Here is a 20,555-nt window from a genome sequence, read left to right as displayed (position 1 = left end):
TTCGTTCACGAACAGAGAATCGTCGAAAACAGGAGACGTCATGCGCTCGTTCACCCATTTCGTGGCACGGCTCGGCATCCGATACCCCATCGTTCAAGCGCCCATGGCCGGCGTGTCCACGCCGCAGTTGGCGGCCGCGGTCTCGAATGCCGGCGCCCTGGGATCGCTCGGCATGGGGGCGAGCACCGCCGCGCAAGCTCGGAAGGCGATCGAGGAGACCCGCGCGCTCACGAGCCAGCCGTTCAACGTGAATGTCTTCTGCCATGCGCCGGCCCGGCGTGATGCAGCAAGCGAAGCGGCTTGGCTGCGGTATCTCGGGCCGCTTTTTGCGGAGTTCGGCGCGGAGACGCCCACCGCGCTCGACGAGGTTTACAAGACGTTTCTCGAGGACGACGAGATGTTCGAGCTCCTACTCGAGCAGCGCCCGGCGGTCGTGAGCTTTCACTTCGGGCTGCCCCCCGTCGCCCGCATCGAGGCGCTGCGCAAGGCGGGCATCTACACCGCGGCCACCGCCACCAACGTGCGCGAGGCGACGATCATCGAGCAGGCTGGGGTCGACGCCATCGTGGCCCAAGGCATCGAGGCCGGCGGCCACCGAGGCGTGTTCGACCTGAACGCCGTCGATGAGCGCCTGCCCACGTGGGTGCTCGTTCGACTCTTGGCACGATGGACGAAGCTTCCGATCATCGCCGCCGGCGGCATCATGGACGGGCAGGGCATCAAGGCCGCGCTGGATCTCGGCGCGGCGGCGGCGCAGCTCGGGACGGCCTTCATCCTGTGCCCGGAGTCGTCGGCGAACGCAAGCTTCCGCGAGAACCTCAAAAGCGAACGCGCCGCCGTGACCCGACTCACCGCCGCGGTATCGGGACGGGCTGCGCGTGGCATGGTCAATCGCCTCTTCACCTATGGCGACGCGGCGGGCGGCCCGCCTCCGCCCGCGTATCCCGTCGCCTACGACGCCGCCAAGCGCCTGCATGCGGCCGCCGCCAAACATGGCAACCACGAGTTCGCAGCCCAATGGGCAGGTCAGGGAGCTCCCCTGAGTCGCGAGTTGCCCGCGGCCGCATTGGTGGAGCGGCTCGTCGAGGAGTGGCGAAGCGACCTTTAAGCTGCGAGCGGCTTCTTCTCGCGCGGCTCGAGGATGACGTCGATCAGACCGTACTCCTTGGCGGAGGCCGCGCTCATGTAATTGTCGCGGTCCATGTCGATGGTGAGCTGCTCGGGCGACTTGCCGGTGGCCTTGGCGAAGATGCGCGTCGTCGCGTCTTTGAGATGCCGTACTTCGCGGGCCTGAATCTCGATGTCCGAGGCTTGGCCGCGGGCGCCGCCGTGCGGCTGATGGATCATGATGCGCGAGTTGGGCAGCGCCGAGCGGTGGCCTTTGTGGCCGGCGGCAAGGAGCATGGCCGCCGCGGATGCCGCCATGCCCACGCACATGGTGGAGACCGGCGCGCGGACGTGCTGCATCGTATCGTGGATGGCCAGCCCGCTGTACACCACGCCGCCGGGCGAATTGATGTAGAGCATGATCTCCTTGTCGGGATCTTCGCTCTCCAGGAAGAGAAACTGCGCGATGACGATGTTGGCCACCATGTCGTCGATCTCGTTGCCCAGAAAGACGATGCGGTCTTTCAAGAGCCGGTCGAAAATCCCCCAGTGACGCTCGCCCTTGTGCGTGGTTTCCACGACCGTGGGCACCATGATCCCCATCGTGGGAGCCCGCTCCAGAATATCCATGGCTTGTGCCCGTGTTTCGGGACGTTTCATCGTTGGCCTCATGCTGCGCATTTGAAAGAAGTGACGTTGTCGTTTGCCGGCGCGTCCTGTGAGACCACTTCCGTGGTGAGCACCAGCACGCAACCCTCGGGGGTGGGGGAGAGCTCCCAGCGCAGGTTCTCGTCCCCCAAGGTGAGGGCGAGAACGCGCGGCGGATCCCACACGGTGATTTTTCGCTCGCCGTCCGGGAACCACTGCGCGAGCTCGCGCGGCTCGGTGAGGGCGCGCCACACCTTTTCCGGCTTGTGGGGAAGGCGTCGTTCGTAGCGCTTCATCGGCGGCTCCTCCGCGTCGACATGCCCTCATCGGGCATCGATGCAAGGTGGCGCTCGAGGGCATCGAGGTGCTTTTCCCAGTGTGGCCGGTACGGTGCGACCCAATCATCGAGCTCCCGAAGCGGCTCGGCACGCAGCCGGTACAGGCGCCGCTGCGCATCCACCTCCGCCGTGACCAGCCCCGCCTCCCTCAGGATGCGCAGGTGCTTCGACACGGCCGGTTGCGCCAGCCCAATTTCGGATACCAGCTCCCCCACGGCCCGGTCGTCCGCACGCAGAAGGTCCAGAATGCGCCGGCGACTCGGCTCGGCGATGATCTCGAAGGTCGACAGCATGGCTTAACATGTCTCGCAAGGCATATGTCCGTCAAGGCACATTTGATTGTGAGGTGCTGCTTCACAATACAATTCGGAAAATGCCGATTTTCATCCGTTGTTATTCGGACGACAATGGGGGCTTTCGATGGCGTCCATCAAGGAGTGACGATGGGGGAGATTTGCAGTCGGTCGATGGCGATCCGTGAACTCGACCGATTCCTCGTGGTGGTGACGATTCGAACACCCAACGATGCGGAGTGGGACCGCTACCTGCAGCTTTACGAGTCTCCCGAGACGCGGGCGAAGCGCGTGCTCGTCTACGCCTCGGCATCCCCGAGCGCGTCCCAGCGGCTGCGACTTCGCGTGGCCGAAGGCGAATACCCGCCGCGCAAAGCCGTTCTGGCCTGTACCAAGGAGGCGCGCGTCGCCGCCGTTGCGGCCAGCTGGTTCAACTCCCAACTGCGCTTGTTTTCCGCTGCCGACATCGACCCGGCGCTCGACTTCATCGGCGCGGCGGGCTCGGAGCGCACGCAGCTTCGCCGCACGCTCGACGATCTCCGCCGCGAGCTCTCCATGCCCCGGTCGACCCGGGCCATCTAGAAAATCAGAACCTCCTCGGTACCTTCGTTCGTGAACGATGCCGGCTTGGCGTCGATCACGCGGTGGTTCGGGTCGACGACGGTGCCGGTGACTTCGCCCTGCAAGGTCGCATGGGCGGTGGCCGTGTTCGATGACGCATCCAGGCCGAAGGTCACGGGCACCAGGACCTTGCCGCTGGCCGAGGCGACTTCCACCTCCACCACGCAGGGGTGAACCTTCGCCGCTGTTTGCGTCACCGTCACGGTGACATCGCTCCCTGATTGCGACGTCGCGACCGTGAACACCGGCCACTCGGGCTTTCCGCTGCCGAAGACCCACGCATCGAAGTACTTCCCGAGGTCCACGTGCGCCGCGCGCTCGAGGGCTCGGCGTAGATCCTCCACGGAACGTGCCGCCGGACGCGCGAGGAAGAATTGAATCCCCCGCACCACGGCAGCCCGGCCAACGAGGGCCTCGAGCTGCAGGTAAAGGACCATGGGCCCGGGGCCGTACACGTCACCGTAGAAGGTTTGCACCGGCGGCGTCGGATTCTCCAGCGGGCGCGGATGGAACTTCGCGTTCAGCGAAATGCGGTCCCAATACGCGCGGGTCGCGGGCCCTTCGGCGGCATCGCGGTGTTCGTCTTCGAAGACATAGGCCAGATACTCCGCGGTGGACTCCTTCCATACGAAATCGCCCACGGCGGCCAACGTCGCGCGATCGCCTGCCCATTGGTGCACGATCTCGTGCATCAGCACGTGCATCACCGTGTTCGTGAAGGGGCCCGTCCGCGTGGGCAGCTTCTCCGACAGAATGATGTTCGCCGGGTGTTCGAACCCGCTCCACACGGTAGGTGCCGCCGCCACGCGAAGCTCGTCCCCATACGGGAAAGGCCCGAGCAGATCGGTGATCCACTCGAAGAACCCCGTCACGCTGCCCTTGTCGAGCACCGGCGCGATGTTGCCACCCGGCAAATTGGGCACCTCGTAGAAGACGAAGTCGACGCCCGCTGCCTTCATCCAAGGCGTCCGCTTCCAAAGTGGATCCGACGCCACCGCCACGGCCGAATACGTCGGTGCCAGCGAACCCGTGCTCCACGGCGAAAGCTCGCAGCGCGTTCGCTGCTCGCCCTGCACGATCTTGCCGGGGCAGAGCACCATGTCGCCGGGCGCGTGCTCGACATCGAAATGGAACGACGCCAGCCGCGACGGATCCGCGTCACACGGCCCGAAATGGCTGCATCCGCCGACCCAGCTCAAAAGATACGTGAACGTCCCGCCCGCGAGATCCTTCTTGCGCGAGAAGCCGACATCGAGCCCGAGGAATTTCTCTTCGGGCACCACACTGCGCGAGCTCACGCGCAACGTTTGCCACGGGAGCACGCGCGAACGCCCGCATACGAGCAGCGCGCCATCCGACTGCGAACTGCTCGCCGCCGGTGCGCCTTGCCATTCGGCATCCGTCGCCGGGACCTCGCACGAAGCCGAAAAACAGTCACCGCCCGGCGGATCCGCCCGCACCGTGAGCCGATCGCGCACGGCGCCCGTCGCGAGATCCACGGCATAGTCGTAGCGCGTGACCGTGCCGGTGATCGCCCGATTGAGATCGTTCTCTTCCTGCGTGCTCGGCACCTTGTCCGGCCCATCGTCGTTCGACGACGGGGAGGACGAACACGCACTCAGAACGATGGCGAGAACGGCATATCCAATTCGACGGCCCATGGTGGGCCGGCACTTTAATTCTTTTTCGGGTGCGCGTCTTCCACAGGTACGTTGTGTTCACGCAGCCAGGCCATGACCTCTTCGCGTTGACGCTTCGCATCTGCGGACAAGATGGTCGAAGGTGTCATGTTGAGGTAACGCTGAAACGTCGCGTTTTGCCGGTTTTTAGCCAGCGGATCGGCCCCCGCCTTGAGCAAGTCCAGCACCCGTTGGTTCTCGTTGATCTTCGCGGCCACGTGTAACGCGGTATTGCCGGCCCGATCGGTCGTATTGGGATTGGCCCCCGCCTGGAGCAATTTCTGGAACTGCGCCTCGCGTTCGGCCATCAAGGCGGCCATGAGTGGCGTCGTACCGCTCACCGGATTGGGCACGTTCACGTCCACGCGATGCGACGCGATCAAGATATCGAGGTACGCCGCGTCGTTCGCCTTCGCCGCGTAGTGCATCACCGTGTCACCTTGCTCGTCGGTGTGCGTCGGATCCGCGCCCGCGTTCAGCAAGGCCTCGAACGAAGGCTTGTTCTTGTTGAGCATCGCCCACTCGAGCAAGCTCGTTCCCTTGTCGCCGACAGCATTCGGATTCGCGCCCGCCTTGATCAGCTGCGCGATCCGCGCGGTATCTCCTTTGGCCGCGGCGTCGGCCACCTGCGCGGCCTGCGGATCGGCGAAGACCTGCGTCGCGTCGATCGAATTCTCCACCGATGCGCTTTCCTTCTTGCCCTCTGTGCCTTTCCCGCACGCGTTGCACGACAGCACCGCGACGGACAGCAAGAGCGTGGGCCAAAATGAGAACTGCGAGATACGGATCACCATGGCGGGTACTTGTGCATCGAGTCTTGGACTGGGCCGATCAAGTGTAAATCTATACCATGCTTGGTGCGCGCACCCGGAATCCACTTCTGCACGCCCGAGAGCGGCTGAGGATCGGGCAGCGTGATTTTATGCCCGAGCGCATCGGGCATGATCCCCCTGGTTGCGATGTTCTTTTCCTGCAGGTTCGTCAAAATCTCTCCGTCGACGGCGTACCGACGGATCTGTCCGTTTTCGGCTTGCTGCCGGACGGCATCCGGATCGAGGTCGAGGCGCTGGATCGTCTTGTCGTTGACGCCCGAGGCATTGAAGGTGACCGCAGGCGAACCCGTGGCGATCGCACCGGTGGCGGCCAAACCTCCGCCGAGCGAATGGCCCGTGATGACGAGGTCGTCGCCGAAGGCGGCCTTCGCATCCTTGGCGAGTGAGATGGCCTGGTTGTACTGCGCGTCGCTGAATCCGAGCCCCTGGGTGAAGTTCGTCTTCCAGTCCTTCAAGTCGTTGCTTCCCGAATACGCGAGCACGGTGTTGCCGTTCGCGTCGCGGTAGATGCCTGCTTGAAAGCCACTGGAAGGATCGCGCAGCGAGGAGGGGTCGATCCCGGCGGCCTGCAATTGCTCGTCGGTCAATCGGGTGAACCCGTCGATTGGCCCGGTGCCGGGGGTGCCTCGCGAAACGTCCGCGGCGATGTCGGCGAAGGTGCCGTCGATGGGCTTCGGAGCTTGACCGCTCACTTGCTCGCTGAACGATCCGCCGCCCGGCGTGTCGGCCGCCGTGAACGCGAGGGCTCGCGCCGCTCCGCCCGCGGGCCCCGTCGCCGAGGACTCCGCGTTTCCGCCGGCGGAGGAGGAGCCGTTTGCACCGCCCCCACTGCCGCTGCCGCAGCCCTCCATGTTGGCCGCACACTCGACCTGGGATTTGACGTTCCTCCCAAGAAGCTTCCAGCCACCCGCTGCCAAGACGCAGATGGCCACCAGAAGAAGTGCATATTCGACGAGGCTTACACCCCGTGTGTCGTTAAGGAGGCTTCTTGGCCTCGGTCTTGTTTGCGTGGTTCGCGGTGCCATTCGCGTGGATGGCAGGTAAAGCAAGATTCACACGCAACCCGGCCCGCCCTTTGCATCGCGAACGGTCGCGAATCCGAGCTGTTTCGAGGTAGTTTTCGCGAGAAAATGCTGGCAACCAACGCGACCACGAGTGGTGCTCGATCCACCACCTGGATCGCGTGCGGTTCATGGGAGGGTATAGGGTTTAGGGTTTAGGAGAAGAGAGAGTTTGACGCTCTCCGTCATCTCTCAACCCTAAACCCTAAACCCTAAACCCTAAACCCTCTCTCACTCCCATGTAGGCCAAAGTACGGACTTGGGAAACGCTTGGGACAAAAGTGATTCCAACCGGGTCGCCTCGGCTTGGGAGAAACCGGAAAGCATTCGCGCATCCAGATCGAGCACCGCCTGAACACGGCCGTTGCTGTCGCGGACGGGCAGCACCAATTCGGACAAGGTGGCGTCGTCGCACGCGATATGGTCTGGGAAGACCCGGACGTCGGGCACGAGCTGGGTCTCGTTGGTTCGAGCGCAGGCGCCGCACACGCCCCGGTTGAAGTCGATGCGAAGGCACCCCATCGGCCCTTGATAAGGTCCGACCGCGAGGGTACTCGGGGCCACTCTGCGGTAAAAACCGACCCAGCTCGTTTGGGGTAGCGTTTCCCATAACAGTGCCGATAATGTTGCCTGGATCACAATCGGGTCCGTCTCGCCATCGACCGCGGCGAGGATTTGGGGGAGGGCAACGTCGAGTCGCTCCAGGCGGGCCGACTCGGGCAATAGGTCTCCACGCGTTGCAGAGACCAAATCATGACCGGGAAACACGATGCCTTCGCTCATGGCACGAGAGAATGGCATAGGCGGCGGATGGAAGGCGGTCTATTCTTCGCCGGTTTAAGGAAAGGCACGAGGGGGGGAGCATGGCGGTTTCGTCGTACGAATTGGTGGAAGACGTCGACCTCGGCACGCTGGTTCGACTGCCCGAGAACGAAGTGCGCACCCTGCTTGCCGGCATCGAGCCCGCGCGAAAGAGGCTCGAGCGCCGCTGGTACCGGTGGGCGGACATTCATCCTTATTTGACGCGGGCGCAGATTGCGCGGGCGCGACGCCTCTTTCGCGAACGCGGGATGAAGCTGCGCACCTCCAAGCAATGGGTCGCCGGCTATCCGCGGCTCATGGCCGAGTGGCACCCCACGAAAAACGGAGACACCGTTCCGTGGAAGGTGAGCTACGGCTCGCAAAAGCGCATTTGGTGGAAGTGCCCCAAAGGCCCCGACCACGAGTGGCATGCGATGCCCAAGTCGCGCACGGGCAAGCTGCCCGCGGGCTGCCCGTTTTGCACCGGCAAAAAGGTCTCCGTGACGAACCGTCTGTCGATCCACGCGCCGGAGATTGCCGCGCAGTGGCATCCGACGAAAAACGGAAAGCACACCCCGGAAGACTTCGTGGTGGGCTCCAAGTTCAAGGCCTGGTGGAAGTGCCCCAAGGCCCCGGCGCACGAGTGGCAGTCGTTCATCGTGGACCGCACGACGGTCTCGCCCAACTGCCCCTTCTGCGTGAACCGGCGCATCTCCATCGATCGATCCATCGCGGTCCTGGCACCCGAGCTCGCACGCCAATGGCACCCGACGAAGAACGGAAAGCTCTCGGCGAAGGACGTGGGACCTTGGTCGAACGATCCCGTGTGGTGGCGTTGCGAGCACGATGCGTCCCATGTGTGGGAGGCTCCGCCCAACCAACGTTTCCGCGCGAAGAACCGGTGCCCGTTCTGCATCAATCGACGAACGGCGGCGAACAATGCGCTTCTCACCTTGGCGCCGCACCTGGCCGCCGAGTGGCACCCGACGAAGAACGTGGGCCGCGCGCTCTCCGACGTGCGCGCTACCGCCGTGTACAAGGTGTGGTGGAAGTGCCCGAACGGCCCCGATCATCAGTGGCGCGCGACGGTGCTCGATCGGTACAAGAAGGGCTCCAAGTGCCCATTCTGCCGGGAGTGGCGTCTATCGGTGACCAACTCGCTCGCGGTGAAGCATCCGCAGCTCGCGGCGGAATGGCACCCGCGCCTCAATCGCAGCTCGCTGCCGTCGCTCGTCACGGGCAAGTCGCGCAAGAAGGTGTGGTGGCAGTGCCGGCGCAACAAGGGGCACGTTTGGTACGTGTCACCGTACCGCAGGCTGGAAGGCGAATCGGGCTGCCCGCATTGCGTGTGGAGCCTGCCGCCCGGCCCGCTGCGCTCGCTGCAGAGAGCGGCGCCGCAACCGGAAGCCCCGACCCAAAGGCGGCCCGCTCCGCGGAAGCGCCCCCAGCCGGAGGCCAGCTTCTAATGTGGTAATTTGGCGGGAGCCATGCCGCTCCCGCATCTTTCCGTGCGCTGCTATCCGCACCAGAGTGAGCGGCATCAGCACGCGTGGCACCAGCTGATCGTCCCCATCGAAGGGGCGCTCGGCATTGCCGTGGGGCATCGGGAGGATCGGCTGGACCGCTTTCGCGGGGCGCTCATCGCCCCGGGGGAGTGGCACGCCTTCGAGGGCATCGGCGACAACCGCTTCCTCGTGCTCGACGTGGGCGAGGACAGCATGTGCGAGATGCTCTCGACAGGTACGGCGGCGCGATGGTTCGGATCCGGCGCGGCCGCCCATTATTTTGCCGTGCAGGCATCCGTGCAGCATCTCGCGCGCGGATTGCTTCCTCTTTTGGAGAGCGCGCAGCCGGCGGATCGCGTGCAGCAGCACGGTGCGGGGTTGCTCTTGCTGGCGCTGGCCGAGCTTCACCAGCCAAACGAGTGCAGCGAGCGCCTTCGCCGCGCCGTCGATTTCATCCATCGCCACTACGCGGGCCCCATTCGGGTCGCGGACATCGCGGCCGCTGCATCGATGGGCGCGAGTCGGATGCACGCGCTCTTTCGCACCGTCTATGGCATGACGCCCATGGATTATGTGGCCGATCGGCGGCTCGATCGCGCCGAGCGGCTCTTGTCCGAGCGCGCCCTGTCCATCGCGGAGATCGCCCTGCGTTGCGGGTACTCGGATCAGGCGAGCCTCACGCGCGCCATGCGTGCGCGCCGGGGCACCACGCCCGGTGCGTTTCGGCAGTCTGGAACAAAGGCGCCGTAGTCTCGGCCAAGACACACCGGGGCGAATCCCTACGATGCGCGCTCCATGAAGACGCGTGCGACGAGACTCGGGTGTGCAGCCATTGGCCTTTGGGCGACGCTGGCGTGGCTCAGCACGTCGGCGCGGCGCCTGCCGCCGTTCCAACTTTTGGCCATGACCTTCGCCGTCGCCACCGCGCTCGGACTCGTCCGCATGGCGCGCGCCGGCGGTCCGGAGGCCTGGAAAAAAGCCTTTCGGCAGCCGCTGCGCGTATGGCTCGTGGGCGTGGGCGGCCTCTTCGGCTTTCACGCGTTCTATTTCGTCGCACTGGCGAAGGCTCCTGCCGTGCACGTGAGCCTCATCGCGTACCTATGGCCGCTGCTCATCGTCATCCTGTCCGGCGCGCGGAGTGTGCGCGCGCTCGCCGGTGCGGCGATGGGCCTCGGCGGTGTCGTCGTGCTCTTGGTCACGGATCAGCGCTTTCACGCCGAGATTCGCCCCGAGCACGCGGCGGGCTATCTCTCCGCGCTGGCGTGCGCATGCACCTGGGCGGGCTACTCCGTCGCGAACCGCCGCTTCGTCACCGTGCCGGTCGACACGGTGACGGGTTTCTGCCTGGTGACCGCCGTTCTGGGCGGCGTCGTTCATGCGGCGACGGAGACGACGCTCGTCCCGACGCCGCACGAGATCGCGTCGGCGATCGCCCTGGGCCTTGGTCCGGTGGGCGCCGCCTTTTTTCTATGGGATTACGGCACGAAGCATGGCGACCTGCCGCTTCTCGGCGTTCTCTCCTATGCGACGCCGCTCCTCTCGACGCTTCTCTTGATCGTCTCGGGCGCGGCGCGCTTTTCGTGGAACATCGCCCTGGCGTGCCTTTTCATCGCGGGCGGTGCGTGGCTCGCCTCGTCGAACGCGTCTAAGGATGCGCGGCGGCGTTCAGCACCTCGATCCGCTGGGCAATCCACGCGCGATGCCGCCGCTCGTCCGTGAGGTTGCGCTCCAGGACCGCGCGCAGATCCTGCGGGAGGTCCGTTCGATTCACCGCGCGCTCGTAGGCGGTGTTCGTATCGTTCTCGTTGGTCTTCATCGCCATCAGGATCAATCGATCGCCGATGAGCGCACTCAACACGACCTTGCCCTTGGTGAGCACCTGCTTCACGTCGGGACCGTTCGAGGGGCGTGAGCCCATGCCCACGATCGCATCGCCGAGTTCACGGACGTGGCGCTCGTGGTCGTGCATGAACGATGCGAGCTGTGCCCTGTCCGAGGTGTCCTTCAAGCGCGCGATGGCGGCTTTGTACGCTTCGATTGCATCGTAATCGAGCTCGAGAAGTTGATTAAGCAAGGACACCAGGTCCTTCTGAGTTCCCACCATCGTTGCCATGGCGTTCTCCTTTCTTGCGCAAACGTGATCAATCGCGTTGCGGTAGGGGTGGAGAGCGAGGCTCGTGCCAATCGAATCGCTTCCGCTCGCGTCTTTGCCGCGTCGCGAGTGCTCACAGTACGTGCGCAGCGGACCACACGCGTGGCACTCTTGCAGTCATGGGAATGCTCATCGACGGTACGTGGCACTTCGACGCCGGACTGCTCTCCCGCGGGCCCGACGGTAGTTACATCCGACCCGATACGAGCTTCCGAAATTGGATCACGCGCGACGGTGCAGCGGGCCCCACGGGCGAGGCAGGTTTCCCCGCCGAGGCAGGGCGGTACCACCTGTATGTGTCGCTGGCCTGTCCCTGGGCGAGCCGCGCGCTGATCTACCGTTCGCTGAAGGGTCTCACGAACATCGTGGGCGTCTCCGTCACGCACTGGCTCCTGACCGAGCAGGGGTGGACCTTTGCCGAAGGTGAGGGCGTGGTGCCCGCCCCACTGCAAGGCGTCTCCTACGTGTACCAACTCTATACGCGTGCCAATCCGCGCTACAGCGGCCGTGCGAGCGTGCCCGTTCTATGGGACCGCGTTCGGAACACCATCGTCAGCAACGAGTCGGCGGACATCATCCGCATGTTCAACAGCGCCTTCGATGACGTCGGCGCCGAGCCGGGGGACTACTACCCCGAGCCCTTGCGCGCGGAGATCGACGCCATCAATGACCGCGTGTACGCCACGGTGAACAACGGCGTGTACAAGGCGGGCTTCGCCGCCACGCAGCTGGCGTACGAGGTCGCTGTCGCGCCGTTGTTCGAGACACTCGATTGGCTGGACGAGCGCCTCCGCAACCGCCGCTTTCTCGTGGCCAGCACGCCGATGGAATGCGATTGGCGACTCTTCACCACCTTGATCCGCTTCGATGCGGTGTACTACGGCCATTTCAAGTGCAACCTGCGGCGCCTTTCCGACTATCCGCATCTGTCCGCTTACGCGCGCGACCTCTATCAATGGCGTGGTGTGGCTGAGACCGTCGATATGAATCACATCAAACGGCACTATTATATGAGCCACAAGGCCGTGAACCCCACCGGGATCGTCCCCGTGGGACCCCTCTACGATTTCAACGCGCCGCACGGCCGCTCGCATCTGCTTTGAGCTAAGGCTACGGAAGCCAACCTGGGACGAGGAACATGACCGCGAACGACACGTCAGGATTGACCCTTTATGAATTGGCCGGAGCCGATCCCGAGCTGAGGTTCAGTCCGTTCTGTTGGAAAGTGCGCATGGCGTTGGTGCACAAGGGCCTGGAGGTCGAACACGTTCCGGTGCGCTTCGCCGAGAAGGAGACGATCGCCTTCTCGGGCCAGCGGCTCGTTCCCGTTCTTCGCGATGGCGAGCAGGTCGTGACCGACTCCTGGCGCATCGCGCTCCATCTCGAGGAGCGCTTTCCCGATCGCCCCTCGTTGTTCAGCGATCCTGCGACGATCCCGCTGACGCAATTCGTGAACGCGTGGACCGACAGCGTGCTTCCGTACTTGCTGCGGGTCATTCTGCTGGACGTTTACAATTCCATCCACGAGTCCGACCGCGAGTACTTCCGCTCTTCGCGCGAGAAGCGGTTCGGCATGCGCCTGGAGGCCTTCGTGGCCGACAAGGACGCGAACTTGGCGCACTTTCAAAAGGCGCTCAACCCCTTGCGCACCATCCTCACCGATCGCGACTTCGTCGCCGGCGACGCGCCCGCCTACGCCGACTACTGCGCGTTCTCCATGTTCATGTGGGCCCGCGGCGTGAGCCAAACCGAGCTGCTTCCGCCCGACGATCCGATCTTCGCCTGGCGCGAACACCTCCTCAACGCCTTCGACGGCTTCGCCCGCAAGGCCCCGCGCCGCCGCTAAACTCCAAGAAGAAGGAACCGCCAGGACGCCAGGGTCGCCAGGGGTAACGGCTGGTTTTTTTGTTTTCTGGTGGTTTTTTTAGCGGTCTTCGAGTGTTGGCCAAAACAAAACAACGTGGAACAAGGTCGTTTCCGTGGACAACCCTGGCGATCCTGGCGCCCTGGCGGTTTCCTTCTTCTTTGCCGAGAACGGTGTTGGAGCGGGTTAGCGGCGTGTGCCGGCGGTGTAGACTTGTTGGGTTACGGACGTGATCTTCGTGGCTGCGTCTTCCCAGGTCGTGGTTCTCGGATGGAGGGTGAGGACGATCAGGATTTTCTGGTCCTGATCGACCAAGCCCGTCGTGTGAAGCAGGCGGCTTTTGAGATCGATGTCCGGCGGCGGGGCCGTGCGCGGCGAGGGCTCGGTCGTCGGCGGGGCGGTGGTGCCCACGCCGGGGCGTTCGGCGTGCGGTGCGGCGGGCTGGCATTCTCGTCCAGCTGGCACGTCGCCGAAAGCCGACCATCCTTGCTTGATGCGAAAGGGTGGATGCACCGCCCGCGGAATACCAAAATACTGATCACGCCCGTCGGTCGCGCACGAAGTCGACATTCCAATATTGTCCAATACGAAGCGCCGGAAATCGTCGTTCGGGCCGTCCAGTAAATATCGATAGATTCGTAGAATATCCAATGCGGTGAATGCCGTATGGCCCCAGAAATCGGGATTGGCCGGTCGCCGGATGCCCTGCAATTCCAGCTTGATTGCCATGCGATCCACCATGGCGATTTGGCCGGCGCGGTCCCAAAAATCATTGGCGGCATCGTCGTCGCTCGAGCGCAACATCGATTGAAGAGCCGCCAAGTCCTTTGGCGGAATATCGCTCCACGATCCGTGGGAATACAAATAATCCAATGCGATCAATATTTTGACTACCGAAGCCGACCGATACGCTTTATCTGGATTTCGCTGCACCAGTACGCGGTCTTTGGCGCGATCGTACATGAGATAACTCGCGTCCACGTCCGCGGGCACGACGACGCCATCGCCGCGATTTTCCGGAGGCCCGTGCGCGACGGCCCCGGCGCCCGAGGAGCATGCCGCGGCGACCAGCGGGAGAATCATCCAATGCACCCGTGACGACGTCGTTCCGCTCCTTTGGCGCATGTACGTCACCATAAGCGGCGGAGGGCGCTTTCGGCACCTTTTCGTGGCGGCCTCCAGGGGCTGAATAAATATTCATAAAGTGGACTTCACCGCGGAAAAATAGGCCTTTCGTGGACGCCCGCCTGCGCTGGGGCGAGGTCGTCCCCAACAGAACCGCTAGACGCCGCGCCGCCAAACACGTAAACCCTAGCGCCCGTGAAGTCTCGTCAACCTTCGCTCGCCGCCACGGTGGAGCAGCTCCAGACCGAGCTCGTAAACGCCGTTTTCGACGCCCTACGCCAAAGTGCAGTCGCTGCACTTGGCACTGCGCTCACGCCAACCGGACGCCTTTTCAATTTCTCCGAGGCGGATATTGCGCGGGTTCGCCCTGCAGCGCGGCAACGCCCCACGCCAACGCGTGGCGGTGGCCGTGCTCGTACCACGCGCAAACCTTCGGCCGTCGCGAGCAGCCAGCTCGCACTGCCGTTGCGCGATTCGTCGCCGCCGCCGCACGACACGGCCTTCACCATCACGGACCCGTCGGTGCTTTTGGCGTCCGTGCAGGCCGAGGCGGCGCCCGCATTGCCGCCGGTCCAAAAGATTCCAAGCCGGCGTGGTCGCAAGCCGCGTGAGCCCAAGGTGCTCCAGGCGCCGCAGGAAGCTGCGCCGGCCGAGCCCGAGGTGGCGGCCCCGCCTGCGCTGCGCGACGGCGAGGAAGTGGCAAAAGCCGTCCTCGGCGGAGGCGTCGTTCTTCGTCGCCGCCGTACCTAAACGCAACATCGGACAGGATGTGCCGGTCCGGTCATGCGTGAGTTGACAACGCATCGTCTCGGGCCCTAAAGCTCGTAGCCATGCGCTATTCGCACGCATTGGTCGTGGCGGTATGGGCGGCAGCATCCGTGTTCATGGGTGGCTGTCGCGAAAAAAAGACGGAAGAAGCCAAGTCGGGCACGAGCACGGAGACGCAGACGACGGCAACTACGCCGTCGCGCGATACGATCTTGCTCGGCCACGTCGGCGCCACTTCCGGGGGCGAGGCAACGTACGGCCTATCGTCGGACAATGCGTTCAAGCTCGCCGTCGAAGAGCAAAACAAGAAAAACGGCATCAAAGGCAAAAAGCTCGAGCTCAAAACACTCGACGATCAGGGCAAGCCGGAAGAGGCCGCGGTCACCGCAACGCGTCTCATTACGCAGGACAAGGTCACGCTGATTCTGGGGCCGGAGACATCGGGCCGCTCGCTCGCCGTCGCGCCGATTGCCGACCAGAATCGCATCCCGATGATCACGCAGTCGGCGACCAGTGCCAAGGTCACGCAAGACGGCGACAAAACGCGGCCGTACGTCTTTCGCACCTGTTTCATCGACCCGTTCCAGGGAACGGTCATGGCGAAGTTCGCGCGGGAAAACCTGAAGGTGAACAAGGTCGCCATCTTGCGCGACGTGGGCAGTGACTACTCCGTGGGCCTGGCCAATTCGTTCACCGCGAAGTTCACCGCCATGGGCGGGCAGATCGTCGGCGACGTGAGCTTCAAGTCGGGCGAGCCGGATTTCAAAGCGCAGCTCACCGCCGTGCGCGGCAAGAACCCGGACGCGATTTACGTGCCCGCGTACTACACGGAGGTCGCTCTCATCGGCCGCCAGGCGCGCGAGCTCGGGATGAAGCAGCCGCTCATGGGCGGCGACGGCTGGGACTCGCCGAAGCTGTTCGAGGTTGCCAAGGGCGCGCTGGATGGCTCGTTCTACTCGAACCACTACAGCCCGGACGACCCTTCGCCGGTGGTGCAGGAGTTCATCACCAAGTACAAGAAGGCTTACAACGCGACGCCGGACGCCTTCGCGGTTCTCGGGTACGACGCCGCCAACCTGGCCTTCGCCGCCATGGAGCGTGCGAAAGATCTCAGCGGTCCCTCGATCCGCGAGGAGCTGGAGAACACCAAGAGCTTCAAGGGTGTCAGCGGCACGGTGCACATCGACGAGAAGCACAACGCGATCAAATCGGCCGTCGTCATCGGCATCGAGAAGAACGCGCCGAAGTTCAACGCGACGGTGGAGCCTTAATCAAGGTTCCGGCGAGCAGCTCGCGGTGGCGCACCAGCCGCGCCGCGAGCAGATCGAGCACGGCACGAACGCGTGCCGTGCGTCGCAGATCCGGGTGGGTGAGGAGCCAGAGCGTGGAGGCCATCTCCGCGACCGGCGGCAGGACGCGCTCGAGGCGCGGGTCGGCATCACCCATGTAGCAAGGTAGTGCGGCAAGGCCGAGCCCCGCGCGCGCCGCCGCGTGCAGCGCAGGGATCGAGCTTGCGCGAAAGACGATGCGCTCGGGCGCGACGTGCGCATCGATCCATCGCGCCGAGCCGAGGTGCGCGAGGTGGTCGTCGGGCGCGAGCCAGTCGTGATCGTGCTCGGCCGGCGGTCGCGCTCGTCGCTCGAGGTACTTGTGCGAGGCGTAAACCGCCGTGGCGATGGTGGCGAGCTTGCGCGCGGCGAGGTGCTCGGGCGCGTTCACCGCCGGGCGCAGCGCGATGTCGGCATCGCGGCTCAAGGTGAAGAACGCGTCGGCGGTCACCACCTCGAGCACGATGCCGGGGTGCTTCGCCCGAAGCTTGACGAGGACCGGCGCGAGTAGGCGAAGCAGCGTCTCCGTCGTCGTGAGCCGCACGATGCCGGTGGGCCGCACATCGCGCCCCATGAGGCGGCGCTCGAGCTCGTCGAGCTCTCCCATGGCCCGCCGCGCGGAGGCCACCGCCTCCTCGCCCGCCGGCGTAGGCACATAGGCATGGCGCCCGCGATCGAACAGGCGCACACCCAGGCGCTGCTCGAGCGCCCCCAGCCTTCGCCACGCGCTCGCATGGTGCACGTCGAGCTTCCGCGCGGCCGCCGCCAGCGATCCCGTCTCGGCCAGCACGGTGAGCAAGTGCAGATCATCCATGGCGAACGAAGTTTGCGCAGAACGCAAAGTCATCTTGCGATCGTGCCATATTTCCTTGCGTGCATGTAGGCACCACCTTTGGGCGCATGAAACTCTATTACGCCGTCGGCACGTGCTCGCTCTCCCCTCACATCGTCGCCTCCGAGGCTGGGATCCCCTTGGAGCTCCAGCGTGTCGCACTCGGCAAAGATCCCGAGTACGCCGCCATCAACCCCAAGGGCTACGTCCCTGCGCTGCGCCTGGACGATGGATCGGTTCTCACCGAGGGCGTGGCCATCGTGCAATACCTCGCCGACCGCGCGCCCGAATCGGGCCTGGCCCCGCAGGCCGGTACGCCGGCGCGTTACGAGCTGCAGTCGTGGCTCACGTTCATCTCGTCGGAGCTGCACAAGATGTACAGCCCCTGGCTCTTTCACCCCGAGTACGGCGAGCAGGCGCAGAACGTCGCACGCGAGAAAATCGCCACCCGCCTCGCCCTCGTCGAGCGCCATCTCTCCAAGGGTGGTCCCTTCCTCCTCGGCAGCACGTTCACCGCCGCCGATGCCTACTTGTTCACCATCGTGGGATGGTCATCCTACGCCAAGGTCGATCTCGCACCGTATCGGCACCTGCGCGATTTCATGAACCGCGTTTCCGAGCGCCCCAAGGTCCGCGAGGCGATTCTGGGGCACGGGATGAAAATCGCCTCGTATTAGTTTCGCGCGGGGCGGCGGCGGCGGCCTTCTTTGAGGAGGCGACCCCAAAAGAGCAGCTCGGTCATGACGTCATCGGCGCGTTCGAGTGCGCGCGCGTCGGCGGGGAAGCCGCGGTCGTCGGTGCGGAAGGCGCCGAGGCGTAGGTTGACCTCGTCGCGAATGGGCATCATGCGAAGCTCGCTGGTGACTTGGCGTAGCTGCTCGATGGCGCGCGCCCCCGAGGCCGAGAAGCCGTAGCTCACGAAGGCGACAGGCTTGTCGTTCCACGGCCCATAGAGCGCATCGAGGGCGTTCTTCAGCGTGCCCGGATAGCCATGGTTGTACTCGGGCGTGACGATGACGAAGCCGTCGTGCGCCGCGATGCGCTCGGGCCAGCGCTGTGCGAAGGAAGGATCGAAGTCGCGAATATCGAGAAGCTCCGGCGCAGCATCGGTCCGCGTACCGAGCAGGTCCATCACCCATCGCGCGATGGGTTCGCCTTTGCGACCCTCGCGCACGCTGCCGAGGATGACGCCGATGGAAAGAGTCGTGTCGTTCATGCCCAGGACGATAGAACCTCGACATTACTTGAGGTCAATGCGAAATCCGCTATGGTCTCGCGCATGTCGGAGCTCACCGTCGGCGAGCTGGCCGCGCGCAGCGGCGTTGCCGTGTCCGCGCTGCACTTCTACGAATCCAAGGGCCTGCTTCGCAGCCGGCGCACGAGGGGAAACCAACGGCGCTACGCGCGCGATGCGCTTCGCCGCGTGGCCTTCATCCGCGCGGGCCAGCGCGTGGGCATCCCGCTCACGATGATTCGCGAGGCGCTGGCCCTGCTCCCGGAGCAGCGCACGCCCACACCCGAGGACTGGGCGCGCCTCTCCGCCGGATGGCGTGAGGAGCTGGACATCCGCATCGAGCAACTGCGCCTCTTGCGCGATGGACTCACCGATTGCATCGGCTGCGGTTGCCTCTCGCTGGAGCGCTGCGTGCTCGTCAATCCGTACGACAGACTGGGGCGCCAAGGGCCCGGCGCGCGCCGGTGGCGGCTCAGCACGGAGAGCTCGGGGCACAAATCCTGTGACGTGCCCGCGGCTACAAAGGCGACGAAGCGCAAACTACCGTTGGTGTAGAAACCAAAGGAGAACGTGATGAAGAATGTCTTGCTGGCCGGGGCGCATGGAGTCCTCGGGCGCGCCGTTGCCGAGCATTTTGCCTCCCTGCCCGATTGGGCCCTCACGACGGTCGCGCGTCGCGGTGCTCTCACGGGGCTCGAGGGGCATACGCCGCCGCGGCATCTCTCGGTGGATCTGCTCGATGCGCGCGCGTCGAAAGAGCGGCTCGCCGAGGCGCGTTCCACCACGCACCTGGTGTTCACGGCGTACCTCGAACGGCCCACGATGGCCGAAACCGTCGCACCCAATGTCACCATGCTCGCGAATACGCTGGATGCACTCGCCGCGGCGAAGGCGCCTATCGAGCACGTGGTCCTGGCCGGTGGCGGCAAGTCGTACGGCGAGCACCTGGGGCCGTACAAGACGCCGGCCAAGGAGAGCGATCCGAGGCTATTGGGGCCCATTTTTTACAATGACCAGGAAGACCTTTTGGCCGACCGCGCGAAGAAGTACGGCTTCGAGTGGACGGTGCTCCGGCCCGACGCGGTGATCGGTTTGAGCCTGCAATCGCCGATGAACCTGCTGATGGGGATCGCCGTGTATGCCTCGATGTGCAAAGACGCAGGCGTGCCTCTGCGCTTTCCCGGAAAGCCGGGTGCGTGGACGGCACTGCATCAGGTCACCTCGGCGGATCTGTTCGCCCAGGCGGCGGAGTGGGCGACGACGACGAAGGCCGCCGCGGACCAGATTTTCAACGTGACCAATGGCGACTACTTCCGCTGGCAGCATCTCTGGCCGGACATTGCCGGCTTCTTCGATATGCCGTACGCGGCGCCGCAGCCGATGAGCCTCGTCGAACAGATGCGTGACAAGGAGCCGCAGTGGAACCGCCTCGTGGAAAAGCACGGCCTGCGCCCCACGCCATGGTCGGAGGTTGTTGCCTGGGGCTTCACCGATGCCGTGCTCGGCACGGACTACGACATGGTGCAGAGCACGATCAAGATTCGCCAGGCCGGCTTCAACGGGTGCGAGGACACGCACGCGAGCTTTCTGCGCCACCTCGGCCGGCTTCGACGCGAGAAGTACATCCCCTGACGAATCCGACGAAACCACGAGCGCGCCCCCGGCGTAGACCCATCATGTTTCGCATGATCAAGACGATAAAGGGCGCAGCCGCTGTCGTTGCCGTGGTCGCGAGCGGTTGCCACGGAACCTCCAATGAAGCCGCCGCGGCGGAGACCACCGCGGGACAGACCTCCCGCGGTGCAGTGGCCAAAACATCGGTGGGCACCAACCCGGGGCAAGCAGGGCGGGGGACCCCGCTCGTGGTCGAAAATGGGCACGCGCTTGCGGCCTTCGCCGAGGGGTGCTTCTGGGGCTCGGAGAACACGTTCCGCCACGTGCCCGGCGTCGTGGCCACGGCCGTCGGCTACACCGGTGGCAAGACGTCGTCGCCGACGTACGAAGACGTGAGCTCGCACACCACGGGTCACGCGGAGACCGTGCTCGTGGAGTTCGATCCGGCCAAGGTGACGTACGCGCAATTGCTCGGCGTGTTCTTCCGCTCCCACGATCCCACGACGAAGAATCGCCAGGGCCCGGACATCGGCGATCAGTACCGCAGCGCCATCTTCACCTTCTCCCCGGAGCAAGACACCGCCGCGCGTGCGGCCGTGGGTGAGGCGCAGGCCAAGGCGAAGAAGCCCATCGTGACTCAAATTTCGCCCATCGGGCGCTTCTGGATCGCGGAGGACTACCACCAGCAATACGACGAGAAAACAGGCCGCGAATCCTGCCCATTGCCCAGCGTTCTTTACGGCAAATAGTCG

Annotated in this window: 23 protein-coding genes and 1 pseudogene; 13 read left to right on the top strand and 11 right to left on the bottom strand. The window is 64.7% G+C overall.

The window, feature by feature from the left end; all coding sequences use genetic code 11:
- Window positions 1-40: 40 nt before the first annotated feature.
- Window positions 41-1,108, top strand: a complete 1,068-nt coding sequence (locus LZC95_30575; GenBank protein ID WXA90786.1) for a nitronate monooxygenase — start codon at window positions 41-43, stop codon at window positions 1,106-1,108.
- Here LZC95_30575 and LZC95_30570 read toward each other — a convergent pair.
- From LZC95_30570 to LZC95_30560, 3 genes are all read right to left on the bottom strand, one after another.
- The gene (locus LZC95_30570) at window positions 1,105-1,710 is read right to left on the bottom strand and encodes an ATP-dependent Clp protease proteolytic subunit (protein WXB00239.1); all 606 of its coding nucleotides are present in this window, start codon (window positions 1,708-1,710) and stop codon (window positions 1,105-1,107) included. The genes LZC95_30575 and LZC95_30570 overlap by 4 nt on opposite strands.
- 65 nt (window positions 1,711-1,775) lie before the next feature.
- The gene (locus tag LZC95_30565) at window positions 1,776-2,051 is read right to left on the bottom strand and encodes a hypothetical protein (GenBank protein WXA90785.1); all 276 of its coding nucleotides are present in this window, start codon (window positions 2,049-2,051) and stop codon (window positions 1,776-1,778) included.
- The gene (locus tag LZC95_30560) at window positions 2,048-2,386 is read right to left on the bottom strand and encodes a metalloregulator ArsR/SmtB family transcription factor (GenBank protein WXA90784.1); all 339 of its coding nucleotides are present in this window, start codon (window positions 2,384-2,386) and stop codon (window positions 2,048-2,050) included. Before LZC95_30560 ends, LZC95_30565 begins: the two co-directional genes overlap by 4 nt.
- Window positions 2,387-2,560: 174 nt before the next feature.
- Between LZC95_30560 and LZC95_30555 the strand changes: the two genes are divergently transcribed.
- Window positions 2,561-2,968 (top strand): hypothetical protein, encoded by a 408-nt coding sequence (locus tag LZC95_30555; GenBank protein ID WXA90783.1) that lies wholly within the window; start codon window positions 2,561-2,563, stop codon window positions 2,966-2,968.
- On the opposite strand, the gene LZC95_30550 is transcribed toward LZC95_30555, so the two are convergent.
- From LZC95_30550 to LZC95_30535, 4 genes are all read right to left on the bottom strand, one after another.
- On the bottom strand, window positions 2,965-4,668 hold the full coding sequence (locus LZC95_30550) for a hypothetical protein (GenBank protein ID WXA90782.1): 1,704 nt from the start codon (window positions 4,666-4,668) through the stop codon (window positions 2,965-2,967). The genes LZC95_30555 and LZC95_30550 overlap by 4 nt on opposite strands.
- Before the next feature lie 14 nt (window positions 4,669-4,682).
- Window positions 4,683-5,480, bottom strand: coding sequence for an ankyrin repeat domain-containing protein (locus tag LZC95_30545; protein WXA90781.1), 798 nt, complete (start codon window positions 5,478-5,480; stop codon window positions 4,683-4,685).
- Window positions 5,474-6,451, bottom strand: a complete 978-nt coding sequence (locus LZC95_30540) for a DUF2974 domain-containing protein (protein ID WXA90780.1) — start codon at window positions 6,449-6,451, stop codon at window positions 5,474-5,476. Before LZC95_30540 ends, LZC95_30545 begins: the two co-directional genes overlap by 7 nt.
- A 360-nt stretch (window positions 6,452-6,811) precedes the next feature.
- A complete protein-coding gene (locus LZC95_30535) occupies window positions 6,812-7,363 on the bottom strand; it encodes a GAF domain-containing protein (GenBank protein ID WXA90779.1) in 552 nt (183 codons plus the stop codon).
- Between the two features lie 80 nt (window positions 7,364-7,443).
- On the opposite strand from LZC95_30535, the gene LZC95_30530 reads away from it, so the two are divergent.
- Genes LZC95_30530 through LZC95_30520 form a run of 3 tightly spaced genes read left to right on the top strand, consistent with a single transcriptional unit; the run spans window position 7,444 to window position 10,605 of the window.
- Window positions 7,444-8,847: a zinc-ribbon domain-containing protein gene (locus tag LZC95_30530; protein ID WXA90778.1), complete on the top strand. Its 1,404-nt coding sequence runs from the start codon at window positions 7,444-7,446 to the stop codon at window positions 8,845-8,847.
- Between the two features lie 21 nt (window positions 8,848-8,868).
- Window positions 8,869-9,636, top strand: coding sequence for an AraC family transcriptional regulator (locus tag LZC95_30525; GenBank protein ID WXA90777.1), 768 nt, complete (start codon window positions 8,869-8,871; stop codon window positions 9,634-9,636).
- Window positions 9,637-9,681: 45 nt separating this feature from the next.
- Complete coding sequence (locus LZC95_30520) at window positions 9,682-10,605, top strand: EamA family transporter (protein WXA90776.1); 924 nt, start codon at window positions 9,682-9,684, stop codon at window positions 10,603-10,605.
- Here LZC95_30520 and LZC95_30515 read toward each other — a convergent pair.
- Entirely contained in the window at window positions 10,532-10,999 is a 468-nt protein-coding gene (locus LZC95_30515) for a ferritin-like domain-containing protein (protein WXA90775.1), read from the bottom strand. The two genes, LZC95_30520 and LZC95_30515, sit on opposite strands and share 74 nt — an antisense overlap.
- Window positions 11,000-11,157: 158 nt before the next feature.
- On the opposite strand from LZC95_30515, the gene LZC95_30510 reads away from it, so the two are divergent.
- Together LZC95_30510 and LZC95_30505 are read left to right on the top strand one after the other, a co-directional pair.
- Window positions 11,158-12,141 carry a glutathione S-transferase family protein gene (locus LZC95_30510; protein WXA90774.1) on the top strand — a complete coding sequence of 328 codons (984 nt, stop codon included), beginning with the start codon at window positions 11,158-11,160 and terminating at the stop codon, window positions 12,139-12,141.
- A gap of 35 nt (window positions 12,142-12,176) precedes the next feature.
- Window positions 12,177-12,884 carry a glutathione S-transferase family protein gene (locus tag LZC95_30505; GenBank protein ID WXA90773.1) on the top strand — a complete coding sequence of 236 codons (708 nt, stop codon included), beginning with the start codon at window positions 12,177-12,179 and terminating at the stop codon, window positions 12,882-12,884.
- 204 nt (window positions 12,885-13,088) lie between these two features.
- On the opposite strand, the gene LZC95_30500 is transcribed toward LZC95_30505, so the two are convergent.
- Window positions 13,089-14,027 (bottom strand): hypothetical protein, encoded by a 939-nt coding sequence (locus tag LZC95_30500; protein ID WXA90772.1) that lies wholly within the window; start codon window positions 14,025-14,027, stop codon window positions 13,089-13,091.
- 195 nt (window positions 14,028-14,222) lie between these two features.
- Here LZC95_30500 and LZC95_30495 point away from each other — a divergent pair, with 195 nt between their 5' ends.
- The gene (locus LZC95_30495; GenBank protein WXA90771.1) at window positions 14,223-14,777 is read left to right on the top strand and encodes a hypothetical protein; all 555 of its coding nucleotides are present in this window, start codon (window positions 14,223-14,225) and stop codon (window positions 14,775-14,777) included.
- Window positions 14,778-14,857: 80 nt separating this feature from the next.
- Window positions 14,858-16,066, top strand: a complete 1,209-nt coding sequence (locus LZC95_30490; GenBank protein ID WXA90770.1) for an ABC transporter substrate-binding protein — start codon at window positions 14,858-14,860, stop codon at window positions 16,064-16,066.
- On the opposite strand, the gene LZC95_30485 is transcribed toward LZC95_30490, so the two are convergent.
- A complete protein-coding gene (locus LZC95_30485) occupies window positions 16,044-16,937 on the bottom strand; it encodes a LysR family transcriptional regulator (GenBank protein WXA90769.1) in 894 nt (297 codons plus the stop codon). The two genes, LZC95_30490 and LZC95_30485, sit on opposite strands and share 23 nt — an antisense overlap.
- A gap of 86 nt (window positions 16,938-17,023) precedes the next feature.
- On the opposite strand from LZC95_30485, the gene gstA reads away from it, so the two are divergent.
- Entirely contained in the window at window positions 17,024-17,632 is a 609-nt protein-coding gene (gstA, locus tag LZC95_30480) for a glutathione transferase GstA (GenBank protein ID WXA90768.1), read from the top strand.
- Here gstA and LZC95_30475 read toward each other — a convergent pair.
- Entirely contained in the window at window positions 17,629-18,171 is a 543-nt protein-coding gene (locus LZC95_30475; GenBank protein ID WXA90767.1) for an NAD(P)H-dependent oxidoreductase, read from the bottom strand. The genes gstA and LZC95_30475 overlap by 4 nt on opposite strands.
- 51 nt (window positions 18,172-18,222) lie before the next feature.
- Here LZC95_30475 and soxR point away from each other — a divergent pair.
- The 3 genes and pseudogenes from soxR to msrA all read left to right on the top strand — a co-directional run bounded on the left by soxR (window position 18,223) and on the right by msrA (window position 20,552).
- A pseudogene (gene soxR / locus LZC95_30470) lies at window positions 18,223-18,651 on the top strand (redox-sensitive transcriptional activator SoxR).
- 111 nt (window positions 18,652-18,762) lie between these two features.
- Window positions 18,763-19,821 carry an SDR family oxidoreductase gene (locus LZC95_30465; protein ID WXA90766.1) on the top strand — a complete coding sequence of 353 codons (1,059 nt, stop codon included), beginning with the start codon at window positions 18,763-18,765 and terminating at the stop codon, window positions 19,819-19,821.
- A 44-nt stretch (window positions 19,822-19,865) separates the two neighbouring features.
- On the top strand, window positions 19,866-20,552 hold the full coding sequence (gene msrA, locus LZC95_30460; GenBank protein ID WXA90765.1) for a peptide-methionine (S)-S-oxide reductase MsrA: 687 nt from the start codon (window positions 19,866-19,868) through the stop codon (window positions 20,550-20,552).
- Window positions 20,553-20,555: the final 3 nt, after the last annotated feature.

Source organism: Sorangiineae bacterium MSr12523, assembly GCA_037157775.1.
Classification (GTDB): Bacteria; Myxococcota_A; Polyangia; order Polyangiales; family Polyangiaceae; genus Pendulispora; species Pendulispora brunnea.
The sequence above is the reverse complement of the archived record's forward strand: the minus strand, read 5'-3'. Positions and strand labels throughout refer to the sequence as shown.